Genomic DNA, 15478 nt, shown 5'->3' on the forward strand with positions numbered 1-15478 from the left:
GTCAGCTCTCCTCAGCAGTGGGGCGTGCCGACTCCCCGAGCAGCTGCTCGAGGTCGGCGGGCGGGTCGAACTCGATCTGGACGCGCGCCCTCTCGACGTCCGCGAAGGGGACCTCGAGACGGGCGGGGGCGTCCTTCGGGAGCTTCACCGGACGGCCGCGGTCGTCGCGGCCCGGCTCCGGGCGCAGGGTCAGCGCGTCGTCGGCGGAGACCTCCAGCAGGCGCGCGCGGTGGACGGCTCCGCTCGTGAGCTCCAGCTCGAGCAGGCGCCCGCGGTTCCGACGGAAGTGCCGAGGGGCGGTGAGCGACCGGTCGACGCCCGGCGTGGTCACCTCGACGAGCGAGGGGCCTGGGCCCAGCAGCGACTCGTCCTCGTCGATCAGCTCGTTCAGCCTCCGGGCCGCGGCCGCGACGGTGTCCATGTCGACGGCGCCCCTGGCGTCCTCCGGCAGATCCACGATGATCCGGACCTCGGGGACACCGGACCGTCCGCGGACGACGACCTCCTCGAGGACGAGCCCGTGCTCGTCGAGGACGCGCCGGGCGGCCTCCTGCAGGGCCGGGTGGGGATCGACGGTGCTCATCGTTCGCTCACCTCCTCCTGCGTATGGGTTCCTGATCCCGCGCGACCGCACCGGCGGCGGGGACTGGATCAAGGATAAGGGTCTCGCCCCGCTTTCGCTCCCCCGACGTGGGCGGGTGCGAGAATCCTCCCGTGCCCTTCGTCTCCCCCGCCCGTCCCGCTCCGCCCTCGCCCGCCCGTCGGCCGGGCCGACGACGCCTCCTGCAGGCCGTCCCGCTCCTGCTGGGGGGCCTCGCCCTGTCCCCCGCCCTGAGCGCCTGCGGACCGATCGAGCTGGGTCAGCCGGCGACCTACACCCCGCCGCCGGCGGGCATCGACGATCTCTATCGCCCGGATCTCCTCGCCCAGCTGGACCTGCTGATCCTCGGCGTCGCCGCGCTCACCGATGCCGCCGACGCCGCCGATCCGTCCGCGGTCCCCGACGGCACGGACCCCGAGCTGCTCGCCGCGGCGCTCTCCGAGCTGGCCGAGGCGCTGCCCGTCCAGCGGACGGCCCTCCTCACCGGCGCGCAGCTCGAGGCGGAGCAGGAGGCGGCGAGCGAGTCCGCGTCGGCGGCCGACGGCGGGGACGCGTCCGCCGGCGAGGCGGAGGCATCGGCGGATGCCTCGACGGCCCCGTCGGCCGAAGCCCCGACGGACGTCGACGGGCTCCTCACCGCGCTGATCGCGATGCGGGATCTCGGCGTCGACGCCGCCCGGCAGGTCTCCGGATCGCTCTCGCGGCCGGTCGCCGCGATCACCGCGCACATGCAGTTCGCCGCCGACCGCCTGGTCTCCGTCTCCGGCTCCGCCGTCGGCACCGCGATCCCGGCGGCCGAGGACATCGTCCCCACCCGCACGGTGCCCGAGCAGGATCCGCCGTCGATCGGCGCGGCGAGCGACTACGAGCTCGCCCTCATCGACGCGCAGGAGCAGGAGTGGTATGCGGGCTACGTCCACGAGGTGCTCTCGGCACGGACCTCGGGCGACCAGCGCACCGCGCACACGACGCTCAGCGAGGCCCACCGGGCCCGCGCCGAGGTGCTCGGGGAGATCGCCGCGGAGGACGAGATCGAGGTCGTCGACCGCCAGGCCGTCTACGCGCTGCCGGGGGGCGAGCTCGACGAGGCCACGGCCGCGGGCCTCCCCGTCCAGGTGTCGAGCGCCCTGCTGGTCTCCCACCTGGCGCTGACCGGCGCGGCGCCCTTCGCCCGGCGGTCGACCTCCATCCCCTATGCCCTCGCCGAGGCGTCGACCCTCGCCGGGCTCGGTCGCAGCCTCGACCCCGTCCCCTCGCTCACCGTCGAGGACCAGCCCGCGGGCTGAGGCCCGGGCCGAGAGTCGGCCGAGGGTCGGCCGAGGGTCGGGCCCCGGCCGAGCTCGAGGCCGCGGCCGAGCTCCAGCCCCCGGCCGCGGCTCAGGCCCCGGCGGCCTCGGCGAAGGCGCGGATCTGCGCGAGGACGCCGTCGGGCGCGACCTCGACGACCTCGCCCGTCGCCCGGTCGCGGACCTCGACGACACCGTCGGCGAGACCGCGGCCGACGACCACGGAGGCCGGCATGCCCAGCAGCTCGGCGTCCTTGAACTTCACGCCCGGGGAGGTCTTCGGCCGATCGTCGTAGATCACGTCGAACCCGGCCGCCTCGAGCTGCTCGGCTAGCTGCTCGGCGGCCTCGAAGATCGCCGGGTCCTTGCCGGTCGCGAGCACGTGCACGTCCATCGGCGCGACGGAGCGCGGCCAGGCGAGGCCCTTGTCATCGTGATGCAGCTCGGCGATCGCGGCGATCGCACGGGTCACGCCGATGCCGTAGGAGCCCATCGTGACGGTGGTCGCCTTGCCGTTCTCGTCGAGGACCTTCACGTCGAGGGCCTCGGCGTACTTGCGGCCGAGCTGGAAGATGTGGCCCATCTCCATGCCGCGGGTCAGTCGCAGCGGGCCCGAGCCGTCGGGCGCCGCGTCCCCGTCGTGGACCTCGGCGGCCTCGATCGTCCCGTCGGCCGTGAAGTCGCGGCCGGCGACGAGATCGTAGACGTGCTTGCCGGCGACGCCGGCGCCGGCCACCCAGCGGGAGCCGGGGGTCACGCGGGGGTCCACCAGGTAGCGGATCTTCGAGGGCGCCTCCAGCCCGAGGCCCTCGGGGCCGATGTAGCCCTTCGCAAGCACGGGGTGGCGCGCGAAGTCCTCCTCCGCGAAGGGCGCGGCGACGGCGGGCGCGACGGCGGCCTCGAGGCGCTTCTCGTCGACCTCGCGGTCGCCGGGGATCGCGATGACCAGCGGCTCGGTGGTGCCGTCGGGGTTCGTCAGCAGGTAGACGAGGTGCTTGAGCATCTCGTAGCGGGTCCAGGAGCCGTCCTCGGCGACATAGCCGCCGCCGGGGAACGCTCCCTCGGAGAACTCCACGAGCGCGGCGATGGTGGAGGCGCCGGGGGTCTCCTCGATGTGGGCGGCGGGCAGCGCGGCGATCTGCTCGGCGCTCAGCGGCTCCGGGCCCGCGGTGACGACGGCCTCCACGTTCGCGGCGTAGCCGCCGTCGGAGACCACGAAGGTGTCCTCGCCGACGGGCGTGGGGTGGAGGAACTCCTCGGAGCGGGAGCCGCCCATCGCGCCGGCATCCGCCTGGCAGATGACGACGGGCAGTCCGAGACGATCGAAGGTGCGCTGGTAGGCGCGGCGCTGACGATCGTAGGAGACGTCGAGGCCCGCATCGTCGATGTCGAAGGAGTAGGCGTCCTTCATGACGAACTCGCGGGTGCGCAGGATGCCGCCGCGGGGCCGCGCCTCGTCGCGGAACTTGTGCTGGATCTGGAACAGCATGATCGGCAGATCCTTGTACGAGGAGAAGAGGTCCTTCACCGCGAGCGCGAACATCTCCTCATGCGTGGGCGCGAGGAGGTGATCGGTGCCCTTGCGGTCCTGCAGGCGGAACAGCGTGGGGCCGTACTCCTCCCAGCGCCCGGTGGCCTCGTAGGGCTCGCGGGGCTGGAGAGCCGAGAACAGCAGCTCCTGCGCGCCGATCGCCTCCTGCTCCTCGCGCACGATCGCCTCGACCTTGCGGAGCACCTTGAGCCCCAGCGGGAGCCACGTGTACACGCCCGGGCCGGAGCGACGGATGTAGCCGGCGCGCACCAGCAGCTTGTGGCTCGCGACCTCGGCATCCGACGGGTCCTCGCGCAGAGTGCGGACGAACGAGGAGGACAGACGGATCATGGAGGGACCTTTCGGACGTGAGGAACAGGTCCGGCGCACACGCCGGACCCCGCCCCATGCTAGTGCCCGCGGGTGGTGCGCGCGGGCGCGCGCGGTGGCAGGCTGGCTCCATGGACGACGACACCCGCATCCTCGACGCCGCGCAGGCGTCGGCGGCCGCACCCGCCGGCTTCCGCGCCTCCACCCCCGTGCTGACCGCCCGCTACCGCACCGGCGACTTCGCCACGGGCCTCGCCCTGGTCGAGCGCATCGGCGCGGCCGCCGAGGAGGCCGGCCACCATCCTGATGTGCTCCTCACCTATCCGAGTGTGACCGTCACCCTCACCAGCCACGACGTGGGCGGCATCACCTCCCGGGACCTCGACCTGGCCGCGACCATCGCCTCTCTCGCCGCGCAGGCCGGGATAGCCCCCGATGCCGACGACGACGCCTGAGCGCCTCCCCTAGGGTGGACCCGCCTCCGGGGAGACCTCGGAGCGCGCACCGCACGGCCCGAGGGGCGGGCCGAGCGGCCGGTCCGAGGAGCGGGGAAGGGGGGACGATGGGCATCGAGCGGGAGCATCTGCCGGGACGGCGTCTCCTCCTGGGCGGCATCGGCGTCGTCGGCGCCTCCGGTCTGCTCGCCGCCGGCCTGCGGCACGGGGCGTCGCGGACGACCGCGCTCCCCGTCGCCGAGATCCCGCTCTCCTCCCGGACGGTCGCCCTGGACGCGGATTCCCGCCGCGTGCTCATCGCCCCCGGTCCGGAAGGGGACGGGCTGCTCCTCCCCGGCACCCGCCTGCTCGCCGGCACGCCCGAGGACTCCCCGCCCGCGATGCGCGCCGCCGCGTTCCACGCCGAGGCCGCTCCCTGGCTGGGCCGGGTGCCCGACGCGCTGCAGGATCTCGCCGAGAGCGCGCTCTGGGATCTGTGGTCCCTCTGCGACGGCCTCGCCGCCCCCGTCGCCGGCTGGTCCTCGAACTGGCGGTACGTGTGGCCCCGCGACGCGGCCTTCTGCGCCGTCGCCCTCGCCCGCACGGGCCATGTCGCGCCCGCGCTCGATGCGCTCGAGCACCTGCAGTCGTGGCAGCGCCCTCGGACCTGGTTCGAGGCCCGCTACTCCCTGGCGACCGGTCGCGCGCCCGACGCCCGCCCCCAGCAGGTCGACGGCACCGGCCTCGTGCTGTGGGCCGTCGCCGAGGTCCTGTCCGTCCTGACCGGCGATGCGTCGGAGACGGCGCGCGAGCGCCTGAGCGCGCTCATCGAGGACTCCTCCGCCCTGCTGATCGAGGCGACCGGCGCCGGGACGCACCTCCCGCCCGTCTCCCCCGACTACTGGGAGGTCGCCGAGCGCAGCGTCACCCTCGAGACGATGATCGCGACGCTCGCCGGGCTGCGCGCCGTGGCGGACCTCTCCGACGAGGACGCCTGCCGGGAGCCGGCCGAGGCCTTCGCGCTGCTGGCCGACGGCACCTTCGGGGAGGGCGGCTGGCAGCGCTACCGCTCGGGAGGCGGAGCCGACTCCGCACGAGCGCTGCCCGATGCCCTCGGCATCGCGGGACTCGTCCCGGCCGCTGACCTGCTGGCCCTGCGCACCGAGCTCGCACGTCCGGCCGGCGGCATCGCCCCCGGCGCCTCCTGGAAGGACGACGGCATCAGCTGGACACCGTCGACCAGCCTGCTCGCCCTCAGCCTCGCCCGCGCCGGACACCGGACCGAGTCCCAGGACCTGCTCGGCTGGCTGGCCGACCATCGCACGCAGGCGGGCTCGCTGCCGGAGAAGGTCCTCCACGACGGCTCCCCCGCGGCCGTCGCCCCGCTCTCCTGGACCGCCGCGAACGTGCTGCTGGCGATCGACGCCCTGTCCTGACCTCACGCCCCGCGCGTCGGACGCCGCCCGTCGGACGCGACCCGTCGGACGCGGCCTGTCGGACGCGACCCGTCGCGGGTCGGAGGAGTCGCGTCAGAAGAGGATGGTCGCGAGCTCGCCGATGCGCTGGAAGCCGGCGGCGGCGTAGGCGCGGCGCGCCGGCTCGTTGAAGTCATTCACGTAGAGCGAGACCTTCGGGGCGTGGTCACGACGGACCTGCTCGACGAGCTGCGCCATGGCCGCCCGTGCCAGTCCGCGGCCGCGATAGGCGGGGCGCACCCACACGCCGTGGACCTGTGCGACCGATCCGAAGACGGCCCCGACGTCGGCCTTGAAGAGCACCTGCCCGCGCTCGACCACGATGTAGCTGCGCCCGCTGCGCACGAGGTCCGCGACGCGGGACGAGTAGGCGCGGCCGCCGTCGCCGCGGACGGGATCGATCCCGACCTCCTCGCGGAACATCGCGACCGCCGCCGGGAACACCATCGGCTCCTCGCCGGGCCGTGCCGGCCGCAGGCCGACGTCGCCGAGATCGGGCAGCTCCTCGTCGGCGAGCAGCAGGGGCTGGCTCCAGCGGTACTCGCGCACCGCGGCCTCCCAGGCGCCGTCCATCGCCGCCCACAGTGGTCGGACCTCATGGCTCGGGCCGACGATCGAGCTCGATCTCCGCGGCCGCTGCGCGAGATGGCGACCGAACTCGGCCAGCGCCTCCTCCGAGGCGCCGATCGGCGAGATGTTCACGCCGTGCCAGAGCACCCCCGAGGGCGTGAGCTCGTCCCCGATCGCCGAGAACTCCGCCCCCGCGCTCCCCGTGGCGCGCAGCTCACGCAGCCGCGAACCGGACAGCGCGTTGCCGGCGGGATCCCGCAGCGCGAGCGCGAGCGCGGCATCGACGCCGCCGCCGCGGATCGGTCGGACCCTGGAGGACCGCCGGAACACGGCGGGATCAGCCGACGGCGACGGACGGGGCGCCCGCCGTGGCGTCGTCGCCCATCTCGGCCGCGATGCGGGTGGCCTCGGCGACGAGGGTCGCGACGATCTCGTCCTCCATGACCGTCTTGATGACCTCGCCCTTGACGAAGATCTGGCCCTTGCCGTTGCCGGAGGCGACGCCGAGATCGGCCTCACGCGCCTCGCCGGGGCCGTTGACGACGCAGCCCATGACGGCGACGCGCAGCGGCACCTCGAGGTGCTTGAGCCCCTCGGTGACCTTCTCCGCCAGGGTGTAGACATCCACCTGGGCGCGGCCGCAGGAGGGGCAGGAGACGATGTCGAGCTTGCGGGGCTTGAGGTTCAGCGACTGCAGGATCTGGTTGCCGACCTTGACCTCCTCGACCGGCGGGGCCGAGAGGGACACGCGGATCGTGTCGCCGATGCCCTCGCCCAGCAGGATGCCGAAGGCGACGGAGGACTTGATGGTCCCCTGGAAGGCCGGCCCGGCCTCGGTGACGCCGAGGTGCAGCGGCCAGTCCCCCTTCTCGGAGAGCTGACGGTACGCCTCGACCATGATCACCGGGTCGTTGTGCTTGACCGAGATGCCGAAGTCGTGGAAGTCGTGCTCCTCGAACAGCGAGGCCTCCCACACGGCCGAGGCGACGAGCGCCTCCGGCGTCACGCGGTCGCCCTTCATCATGCGCTGGTCGATGCTGCCGGCGTTCACGCCGATGCGCAGCGCGGTGCCGTGGTCCTTCGCGGCCTTCGCGATGTCCTTGATCTGGTCGTCGAAGCGACGGATGTTGCCCGGGTTCACGCGGACCCCCGCGCAGCCGGCCTCGATCGCCGCGAAGACGTACTTGGGCTGGAAGTGGATGTCGGCGATCACCGGGATCGGGGACTTCGCCGCGATCGCGACGAGCGCGTCGGCGTCCTCCTGGCGCGGGCAGGCCACGCGCACGATGTCGCAGCCCGCGGCGGTGAGCTCGGCGATCTGCTGGAGGGTCGCGTTGATGTCGTGCGTGGGGGTCGTCGTCATCGACTGGACCGTGATCGGCGCGTCGCCGCCCACGAAGATGTCGCCGAGCTTGACCTTGCGGGTCTTCCGCCGGGGGGCGAGGACCGGCGGAGGCGTCTTGACGGAGGGGATGCCGAGGCTCACGGAAGTCACCGCTCCATTATGGACGCGTCGCGGCCCGTCCGGGAGGCGACGTCGGTCATCTCCACCTCTCCTGCACGCCCGACGTGGCGCGCGGCACATGCCCGGCCGTCGGCGTCGGTCCGAGCGCCGATGCGCCGGTGCGGCGATGCGGCGGCGCCGATGCGGCACCGCCGCAGCCCCGGCTCAGAAGAGGGTGATGGGACGGACGATGTCCGCGTAGACCAGCAGGATCGTCATCGCCACGAAGACGAGGGCGACGGCGTTGGTCAGCGGCAGCATGCGGGAGATGTCCACCGGCCCCGGATCGGGGCGTCCGCGGAGCCGGGCGATCATCCGCCGCACCCCCTCGATCAGCGCCCCGAGCACGTGCCCGCCGTCGAGCGGCAGCAGCGGCACCAGGTTGAACACGAACAGCGCCATGTTCAGCGAGGCCAGCATCGAGATCAGCGTCGCCGCCTTCTCCTTCAGCGCGAAGCCGGGCTGGTCGGCGGAGGCGATCTCCCCGGCGAGCCGCGAGACGCCGACGACGCCGACGGGGCCCTCCGGGTCGCGCTCGGCGGAGCCGAAGGCCGCCTGCGCGACGTCGTACAGCCGCACGGGCAGGGTCACGATGACCTGCCCGGTGCGGGAGAAGGCGTCCCACACCAGCGATGGCACCGCCGTCGGCGACTGGCGCACGAGCGCGGGGGTGCCCGAGACGCCGAGGAAGCCGACGTCCTCGGTGATGTAGGCGCCGTCCTCGTCGAGCAGCGCGGAGCCGTCCTCCCCGTAGACGGGGCGGGCGTCGATGATCGGGGTCGCCTGCAGCGTCAGCTCCTGGCCGTCGCGCTCGACGACCACGTCGATGGTCTCGCCGCCCGAGGCGCGGACCGCGGCGGTGACGTCGTCCCAGGTGCTGATGTCGTGCCCGCCGATCTCGAGCAGCACGTCCCCGGGCTCGATGCCGGCGGCCAGCGCCGGCGCCTCCTCGCGGCCCTCGCAGGTGGTGTCGTCGGCGGCGTCGACGGGGACCACGCACTCGGAGACCGCCTGGACCCGGGGCGTCACCTCCGTCATCCCGAAGCCGCAGGCGAGCACCGTGATCAGCACGATCGCGATGAGCAGGTTCATCGTCGGCCCGCCGAGCATCACCGCGAGCTTCTTCAGCACGCTCAGCGCGACGAAGGTGCGGTCGCGGTCCGCGGGGTCGTACTGCGAGGACTCGTACTCCTTCGCCTCGTCCGCCATCTGCTGGAAGAAGCCGGTGGAGTCCTCGCGGACGGCGCCCTCCGGCTCCCCCTTGTGCGGCGGGTACATGCCGATCATGCGGATGTACCCGCCCAGCGGGATCGCCTTGACGCCGTACTCGGTCTCGCCGCGGCGCCGGGACCAGACCGTCGGCCCGAAGCCGATCATGTACTGGGTGACCTTCACGCCGAACAGCTTCGCCGGGAGCAGGTGGCCGATCTCGTGCAGCGCGATCGACAGCGCGAGGCCCGCGGCCACCACGAGGATGCCGAGGGCGAACAGGAGCGCCGTCACCGGACGCCGCCCGCCGCGGCCTCGTCGATCATCCGTCGGGCGGTGCGACGGGCCCAGTCCTCGACCCCGAGCACGCCGGGCACGCCGTCCTCGACGCGCGCGCGGGGACGGTCGGGCAGCTCGAGCACGGAACGCACGAGCTCGACGATCCCGAGGAAGGGGAGCCGACCGGCGAGGAAGGCGTCGACCGCCTCCTCGTTGGCGGCGTTGTAGGCGGCCATCGCTCCCCCGCCCTCGCGGTGCGCCGCGCGGGCGATGCGGATCGCCGGGAAGGTGTCCTCGTCCGCGGGCTCGAAGGTCCAGCTCTGGGCCGCGGTGAAGTCCAGCGGGGCCGCCAGCCGCGGCAGCTTCTCGGGATGGGCGAGGGCCCACCCGATCGCATGGCGCATGTCGGGCGGGCTCGCCTGCGCGATCGTCGAGCCGTCGACGAGCGTGGCCATCGAGTGCACGATCGACTGCGGGTGCACGACGACGTCGACGCGGTCCTCGGGCAGGTCGAACTGGAAGCAGGCCTCGATGACCTCGAGCGCCTTGTTCACGAGCGTCGCCGAGTTGGTGGTGATCACGGGGCCCATCGCCCAGGTGGGGTGCGCGAGGGCCTGCTCGGGCGTCACGGCGGCGAGCTGTTCGCGGCTCCGCCCGCGGAACGGCCCGCCGGAGGCGGTGACCACGAGACGGTCGATCTGGTCGTGGCGGACCCCGGCGATCGCCTGCGCGATCGCCGTGTGCTCGGAGTCCACGGGGAGGATCTGGCCCGGGGATGCGGCCCGGGTGACGAGCTCGCCGCCCACGACGAGGGACTCCTTGTTCGCGAGCGCGAGGCGGGCGCCGCTGGCGAGCACGGCGAGCGTCGGCAGCAGGCCGACGGAGCCCGTGATCGCGTTGAGGACCGCGTCCCCGGCGCCGAGGGACCCGGCGAGGGCGATCACCGCCTCGGGGCCGGCCTCGATCCGGGGGACGGCGACGCCCTCGGCGTTGCAGGCCGCGGAGACCGCGCGCGCGACGTCCTCGGCGCGCTCGGCCTCGGCGACGACGACCTGCTCGGGACGGTGCGCGAGGACCTGCTGCGCGACCGCCTCAGGACGGGAGCCGCCGACGGCGAGGCCGTGCAGCGTGCCGATCCCGGGATAGCGGGCGAGGACGTCGAGGGTCTGCGCGCCGATCGAGCCGGTCGAGCCCAGCAGGACGATCCGCCGCGAGGACGGGGCGGGACCGGTCACGGGACGGAGGCCATCACGTCCGCGACGTGGTCCAGGTAGACGTCGACGACGGACTCGCGATACCCCTCGGCGCCGCGACGGCGGCGGAAGGCGGCGCGGCGGACGTCGTCCACGCTCATGGGCAGGCCCTCGGTGAAGTAGGCGACCAGCTGGTCGCACAGGGCGTCGACGTCCGCTCGGTCGTAGGCGGGCTCGCCGTGCCCGGCGGGCGCGAAGCGCTCCCCCGAGGGACGCTCGAGGCGCTCCTTGAGCATCTCCGCCCGCTCGGTGAGCGCGGCGATCCAGGCCGACTCCCCCTGCTCCGCGATCGCATCGTCGCGGGCCTGCAGGGCGAAGGCGTCGGACAGGCGGTCCAGCGCCTCGTCGACCACGCGCATGTCGTAGCCGCCCCGCTCCGTGCCGAAGCTCGCGGAGGTGATGTCCGCCCCGTCGAAACCGGGCTCGCGGCCCTCGTACGCCGTGCGCGCGCGGGAGAGAAAGGCGTCGACCTCGCCCATGTCGTACCCGACGCTGAAACGGGAGACCCGTTCGAACGATGTGCTCACCTGTGGATCCTTCCTCGGTGCTGTCGGTGTCCCACTGTAGCGGCGCGGGACGGGGCTGGCTGGGAGGCGCGGGTGCTCTCCGATGACGGGCTGGGGCGCCCCCGCGATCAGCGGGAGCGGCCGAAGATCCTCGCGAACAGGCCGGGCCTGCTCTCGGCGGGATGCCCGTCGCGACCATCGGCCCCCACGGGGCTCCCCGCGGAGCGGACCGCCCCGCCGTCGGCCGGCGCCTCGGCCGCGCCTGCGGCGTCGGACGGCGCAGGGTCGGACGTCGCGGGGTCGGCCGACGGGCCGGCGGCCGCGAGGCGCGGCACGAGGACGCCGTCGAGGAACTCGTCGACCGCCGCCTGGTCGTACCCGGTCCCGAAGCGGCTCACCCGGAAGCGGGCGCTGCGCACGTCCTCGGGGGTGACGGAGCCGTCCCCCGTCTCGAGCGCCTGCTCGCAGCGCGCCAGGAACTCGTCGACATCCGACATGTCGTACGCCTCGCTGAAGCGCGTCGTCGGGAAGCGGACGTCTACGGATCCTCCTCCGGCCTGTCGGTGCGGGGTCACTCGGCGGCGGTCGCGGCGACGGCCTCGACGCGGGCCACCCGCGCCTCGCGGTCCGCGCGGTGCGCGTCGGTCTCGATGACCTCGGCGGCGAGCTGGCCGCAGGCGCCGTCGATGTCCGAGCCGCGCGTGTCGCGGATCGTCGCGGAGATGCCGTTCTCGCGCAGGATCTCCACGAAGCGCTTCTCGACCATCGGATCGGAGGCGGTCCACTTCGAGCCCTTCACCGGGTTCAGCGGGATCGGGTTGACGTGCACCCAGTGCGCTCCGCCCTGCGCGATGAGCCGGTCCGCGAGCAGCTGCGCCCGGTGCGCCTGATCGTTGATGTCGCGGATGAGCGCGTACTCGATGCTGACCCGTCGGCCGGTGGTCTCGAAGTACTTCCAGGCCGCGTCGAGGATCTCGTCGATGTCGAAGCGCGTGTTGATCGGGACGAGCTCGTCGCGCAGCGCGTCGTCCGGGGCGTGGAGCGAGACGGCGAGGGTCACCGGGATCTTCTCCGCGGTGAGCTTGCGGACCGCGGGCGCGAGGCCGACGGTCGAGACGGTGATGTGACGGGCGCCCATCCCGAAGCCCTCGGGAGCGGGCGCGTTCAGGCGCCGGCAGGTGGTGGCGACGGGACGGTAGTTGGCCAGCGGCTCCCCCATCCCCATGAAGACGATGTTGGAGACGCGGCCGGGACCGCCCGGGAGCTGCCCCATGGACAGGAGCCGGTTGGCCACCCGCACCTGCTCGAGGATCTCGGCGGTCGAGAGGTTCCGCGTCAGGCCCATCTGCCCGGTCGCGCAGAAGGGGCAGTTCATCCCGCAGCCGGCCTCCGAGGAGATGCAGAGGGTCACGCGATCGCTGTAGCGCATGAGGACGGACTCCACGAGCGAGCCGTCGAACAGCTTCCACAGGAACTTCTGCGTCGCGCCGTGGTCGGCGCTCTGGCGCGAGACCTGCGTCAGCAGCGTCGGGAAGAAGCGCTCGACGAGCTCCTCACGACGATCCTTCGGGATGTCCGTGAGGTCGTCGGGCTCCGTCGTGTAGTGCTCGAAGTAGTGCTTGGAGAGCTGCTTGGCGCGGAACGCCGGCAGCCCCATCTCCTGCACCGCCTCGATCCTCTCGGCGAGGGTGAGGTCGGCCAGATGCGACGGCGCCTTGCCGCGGCGCGTGGGACGCAGCTGCAGCTGGCCGGGCGCCAGTGCGATCTTCTGTCCGGGGATCGCTTCCCGCGAGAGGTCCGGGTTGCCGGTCGGGGTGGACGAGGTGGTCATGGCAGCAGCAGCTCCAGGAGGATGAACGTGGTGGGGGCGGCGAGGAGGATCGAGTCGATCCGATCCAGCACGCCGCCGTGACCGGGCAGCAGGGTGCCCATGTCCTTGATGCCCAGGTCGCGCTTGAGCAGGGACTCGGCGAGGTCGCCGCAGGTGGAGACGATCACGAGGACGACGCCGACGACGACGCCCAGCCACCAGGCCTCCTGCAGCAGCAGGGTGGAGATCGCGACCGCGACGCCGACGCCCATCAGCAGCGAGCCGACGAAGCCCTCCCAGCTCTTCTTGGGGCTGATCCCCGGGGCCATCGGATGCTTGCCGAAGAGCACGCCCGCGATGTAGCCGCCGATGTCGTTCCCGGCCGGCGTCAGCACCGCCAGCAGCACGAGCTGCGGCCCGGACGGCTGGGCGAACAGCAGCAGCGTGAAGCAGCCGAGGAAGGGGACCCAGGCGAGCGTGAAGACGCCGCCGGCGACGTCCCGCAGCGCGGTCAGCCCCATCGACTCGGTGACCCGCCACAGGATCAGCACGCACACGGCCGCGGCCGTCGCGATGAGCAGGCCCTCCGCGCCGAGCACCACGGTGGAGACCACCATGCCGATGCTTCCGACCAGGAGCGGGACCGGCGGGATCCGCAGCCCGCCCTCGGACAGCGCGCGAGCGGCTTCGAAGACGCCCAGCACCATCGCCGCGCCGACCACGACGGGGAACAGCACGGGGACCACCAGGAGCGATCCCAGCAGGAGGATGATCAGTCCTGCGCCGACGCCGATCGCCGCCGGGAGGTTGCGACCCGGTCCACGCTTCTGCGCGGTCGCGGCGACCTCCTCGGGCGGGGACGGCGTCGCCTCTCCGCCGCCCGGTCCTCGACCGTCCGATCGCCGAACGCCCGATCGTCGGCCGCCCGATCGTCGGCCGCCCGCTCCCCCGCCGTCGGCCCCCTGGCCGCCCGCGCCGCGGCGCGGGGCCGGATCGGGCACGCCGAGCGCCGCCCCGAAGGTGGCCGGGGCGGAGGGCGAATACGGCGGGGGCGACGAGGAGGTCACGAGAGGCTGCCGGTCGACCCGGTCAGATCGTCTCGAGCTCGGTCTCCTTGGCGCTGAGCGCCTCGTCGACCAGATCGATGTGGCGCTTGGTGAGGGCCTCGAGCTCCTTCTCCGCGCGCGTGCCCTCGTCCTCGCCGATCTCCTTGTCCTTGACCAGCTTCTCGATCGACTTCTTGGCGGTGCCGCGCGAGGCGCGGATCGCGACCTTGCCGTCCTCCGCCTTGTTCTTGGCGAGCTTGACGTAGTCGCGACGACGCTCCTCGGTGAGGGCCGGGAGCACCACGCGCAGGTTGTCGCCGTTGTTGGTGGGGTTCACGCCCAGATCCGACTCGCGCAGCGCGGTCTCGACGGCGGTCGTCGCGGTCTTGTCGAAGGGGGTGACGAGGACCGTGCGGGCCTCGGGGAACTGGAGGGAGGCCAGCTGGATCAGCGGGGTCGGCGCACCGTAGTACTCGACGGTGATCCCCTCGAACATCGCGGCGCTCGCACGGCCGGTCCGGATCGCGGAGAACTCGTCCTTGGTCACCTCGATGGACTTGCCCATCTTGGACTCGGCGTCCTTCAGGATGCTGGGGATGTCGTCGCTCATGGTCGGGTGCTCCTCGTATCGAAGGTCTGATCGCGGATGCGATCGAGGATCGGTCCGCCCCATTGTCGCGCACGATCGGCGACGAGGGCGGAGGCGGGCTGTTCCCGCCGGACGCGCCCCTCGCCCGCTCCGCGCGGGGCGGAGTCGGGCGAGGGGCGCAGACGGGCTCTCAGGCGCCGGTGACGAGCGTGCCGATGCGCTCGCCGACCATGGCGCGGGTGATGTTCCCGGGATCGTCCAGGCCGAACACCATCATCGGCTGGGCGTTGTCCATGCAGAGGCTGAACGCGGTCGCATCGACCACGCGGAGGTTGCGCTGGAGGGCCTCGGCGTACGTGATCGCATCGAGCTTCTGCGCATCGGGATCGACGCGCGGATCGGCCGTGTAGACGCCGTCGACGCCGTTCTTCGCCATCAGCACCTCCTGGCAGCCGATCTCGAGCGCGCGCTGGACGGCGACGGTGTCGGTCGAGAAGTAGGGCATGCCGGCGCCGGCGCCGAAGATGACCACGCGCCCCTTCTCGAGATGGCGGACCGCGCGCAGCGGGAGGTACGGCTCGGCGACCTGGCCCATGGTGATGGCGGTCTGGACGCGCGTGGACACGCCCTTCTGCTCGAGGAAGTCCTGCAGGGCGAGGCAGTTCATGACGGTGCCGAGCATGCCCATGTAGTCGGCGCGACGACGGTCCATGCCGCGCTGGGAGAGCTCGGCCCCGCGGAAGAAGTTGCCGCCGCCGACGACGATGGCGCACTCGACGCCCCGCGCCACGGCCTCGGCGATCTCGCCGGCCACGCGGGACACGACATCGGGGTCGACGCCCACGGCGCCGCCGCCGAAGGCCTCGCCGGAGAGCTTCAGGAGAACCCGACGACCGCCCTCCTTCTTGGGGAGAACCGGGATCTGCGAAGTGATGGTCGCCTGGGTCATGGGGGTCCTTCCGGTCGAGGTCACCGGCGATGATACCGGTGCGGCCCCGCACCGATGGTGCGGGGCCGCAGTGCGGTGTCCACGCTCACGCGCGGACGGTACGGGG

Annotated in this window: 15 protein-coding genes; 3 read left to right on the forward strand and 12 right to left on the reverse strand. The window is 73.1% G+C overall.

Annotated elements, in window-relative coordinates; genetic code table 11:
- Position 1 precedes the first annotated feature (1 nt).
- Positions 2-583 carry a ribosome maturation factor RimP gene (locus tag ACXET9_RS01515; RefSeq protein WP_457884202.1) on the reverse strand — a complete coding sequence of 194 codons (582 nt, stop codon included), beginning with the start codon at positions 581-583 and terminating at the stop codon, positions 2-4.
- A 131-nt stretch (positions 584-714) separates the two neighbouring features.
- Between ACXET9_RS01515 and ACXET9_RS01520 the strand changes: the two genes are divergently transcribed.
- Positions 715-1887, forward strand: a complete 1173-nt coding sequence (locus tag ACXET9_RS01520; RefSeq protein ID WP_457884203.1) for a DUF4439 domain-containing protein — start codon at positions 715-717, stop codon at positions 1885-1887.
- Between the two features lie 91 nt (positions 1888-1978).
- Here the strand turns inward: ACXET9_RS01520 and ACXET9_RS01525 are convergent, their stop codons facing one another.
- The gene (locus ACXET9_RS01525) at positions 1979-3769 is read right to left on the reverse strand and encodes a proline--tRNA ligase (protein ID WP_457884205.1); all 1791 of its coding nucleotides are present in this window, start codon (positions 3767-3769) and stop codon (positions 1979-1981) included.
- A 110-nt stretch (positions 3770-3879) separates the two neighbouring features.
- On the opposite strand from ACXET9_RS01525, the gene ACXET9_RS01530 reads away from it, so the two are divergent.
- Together ACXET9_RS01530 and ACXET9_RS01535 are read left to right on the forward strand one after the other, a co-directional pair.
- Positions 3880-4203 carry a 4a-hydroxytetrahydrobiopterin dehydratase gene (locus ACXET9_RS01530; protein WP_457884207.1) on the forward strand — a complete coding sequence of 108 codons (324 nt, stop codon included), beginning with the start codon at positions 3880-3882 and terminating at the stop codon, positions 4201-4203.
- A gap of 107 nt (positions 4204-4310) precedes the next feature.
- A complete protein-coding gene (locus ACXET9_RS01535; protein ID WP_457884209.1) occupies positions 4311-5618 on the forward strand; it encodes a hypothetical protein in 1308 nt (435 codons plus the stop codon).
- Between the two features lie 93 nt (positions 5619-5711).
- Here the strand turns inward: ACXET9_RS01535 and ACXET9_RS01540 are convergent, their stop codons facing one another.
- The 10 genes from ACXET9_RS01540 to pyrH form a co-directional block, all read right to left on the reverse strand.
- Positions 5712-6557 (reverse strand): GNAT family N-acetyltransferase, encoded by an 846-nt coding sequence (locus ACXET9_RS01540; RefSeq protein WP_457884211.1) that lies wholly within the window; start codon positions 6555-6557, stop codon positions 5712-5714.
- Between the two features lie 7 nt (positions 6558-6564).
- Complete coding sequence (gene ispG / locus ACXET9_RS01545; RefSeq protein ID WP_457884212.1) at positions 6565-7722, reverse strand: flavodoxin-dependent (E)-4-hydroxy-3-methylbut-2-enyl-diphosphate synthase; 1158 nt, start codon at positions 7720-7722, stop codon at positions 6565-6567.
- 174 nt (positions 7723-7896) lie between these two features.
- Positions 7897-9234 carry a M50 family metallopeptidase gene (locus tag ACXET9_RS01550; RefSeq protein WP_457884213.1) on the reverse strand — a complete coding sequence of 446 codons (1338 nt, stop codon included), beginning with the start codon at positions 9232-9234 and terminating at the stop codon, positions 7897-7899.
- A complete protein-coding gene (gene dxr / locus ACXET9_RS01555; protein WP_457884214.1) occupies positions 9231-10454 on the reverse strand; it encodes a 1-deoxy-D-xylulose-5-phosphate reductoisomerase in 1224 nt (407 codons plus the stop codon). Before dxr ends, ACXET9_RS01550 begins: the two co-directional genes overlap by 4 nt.
- Complete coding sequence (locus tag ACXET9_RS01560; protein ID WP_457884216.1) at positions 10451-10999, reverse strand: DivIVA domain-containing protein; 549 nt, start codon at positions 10997-10999, stop codon at positions 10451-10453. The genes dxr and ACXET9_RS01560 overlap by 4 nt, the downstream gene beginning before the upstream one ends.
- Positions 11000-11106: 107 nt before the next feature.
- Positions 11107-11553, reverse strand: coding sequence for a DivIVA domain-containing protein (locus tag ACXET9_RS01565; protein WP_457884218.1), 447 nt, complete (start codon positions 11551-11553; stop codon positions 11107-11109).
- Positions 11550-12809, reverse strand: a complete 1260-nt coding sequence (gene rlmN, locus ACXET9_RS01570; RefSeq protein WP_457884220.1) for a 23S rRNA (adenine(2503)-C(2))-methyltransferase RlmN — start codon at positions 12807-12809, stop codon at positions 11550-11552. Before rlmN ends, ACXET9_RS01565 begins: the two co-directional genes overlap by 4 nt.
- Entirely contained in the window at positions 12806-13855 is a 1050-nt protein-coding gene (locus tag ACXET9_RS01575) for a phosphatidate cytidylyltransferase (RefSeq protein ID WP_457884222.1), read from the reverse strand. Before ACXET9_RS01575 ends, rlmN begins: the two co-directional genes overlap by 4 nt.
- A gap of 22 nt (positions 13856-13877) precedes the next feature.
- The gene (frr, locus tag ACXET9_RS01580) at positions 13878-14444 is read right to left on the reverse strand and encodes a ribosome recycling factor (protein ID WP_457884224.1); all 567 of its coding nucleotides are present in this window, start codon (positions 14442-14444) and stop codon (positions 13878-13880) included.
- A 169-nt stretch (positions 14445-14613) separates the two neighbouring features.
- Complete coding sequence (gene pyrH / locus ACXET9_RS01585; protein WP_457884226.1) at positions 14614-15372, reverse strand: UMP kinase; 759 nt, start codon at positions 15370-15372, stop codon at positions 14614-14616.
- Positions 15373-15478 lie beyond the last annotated feature (106 nt).

The sequence above is a fragment of the Brachybacterium netajii (SeqCode) genome, from assembly GCF_054114245.1.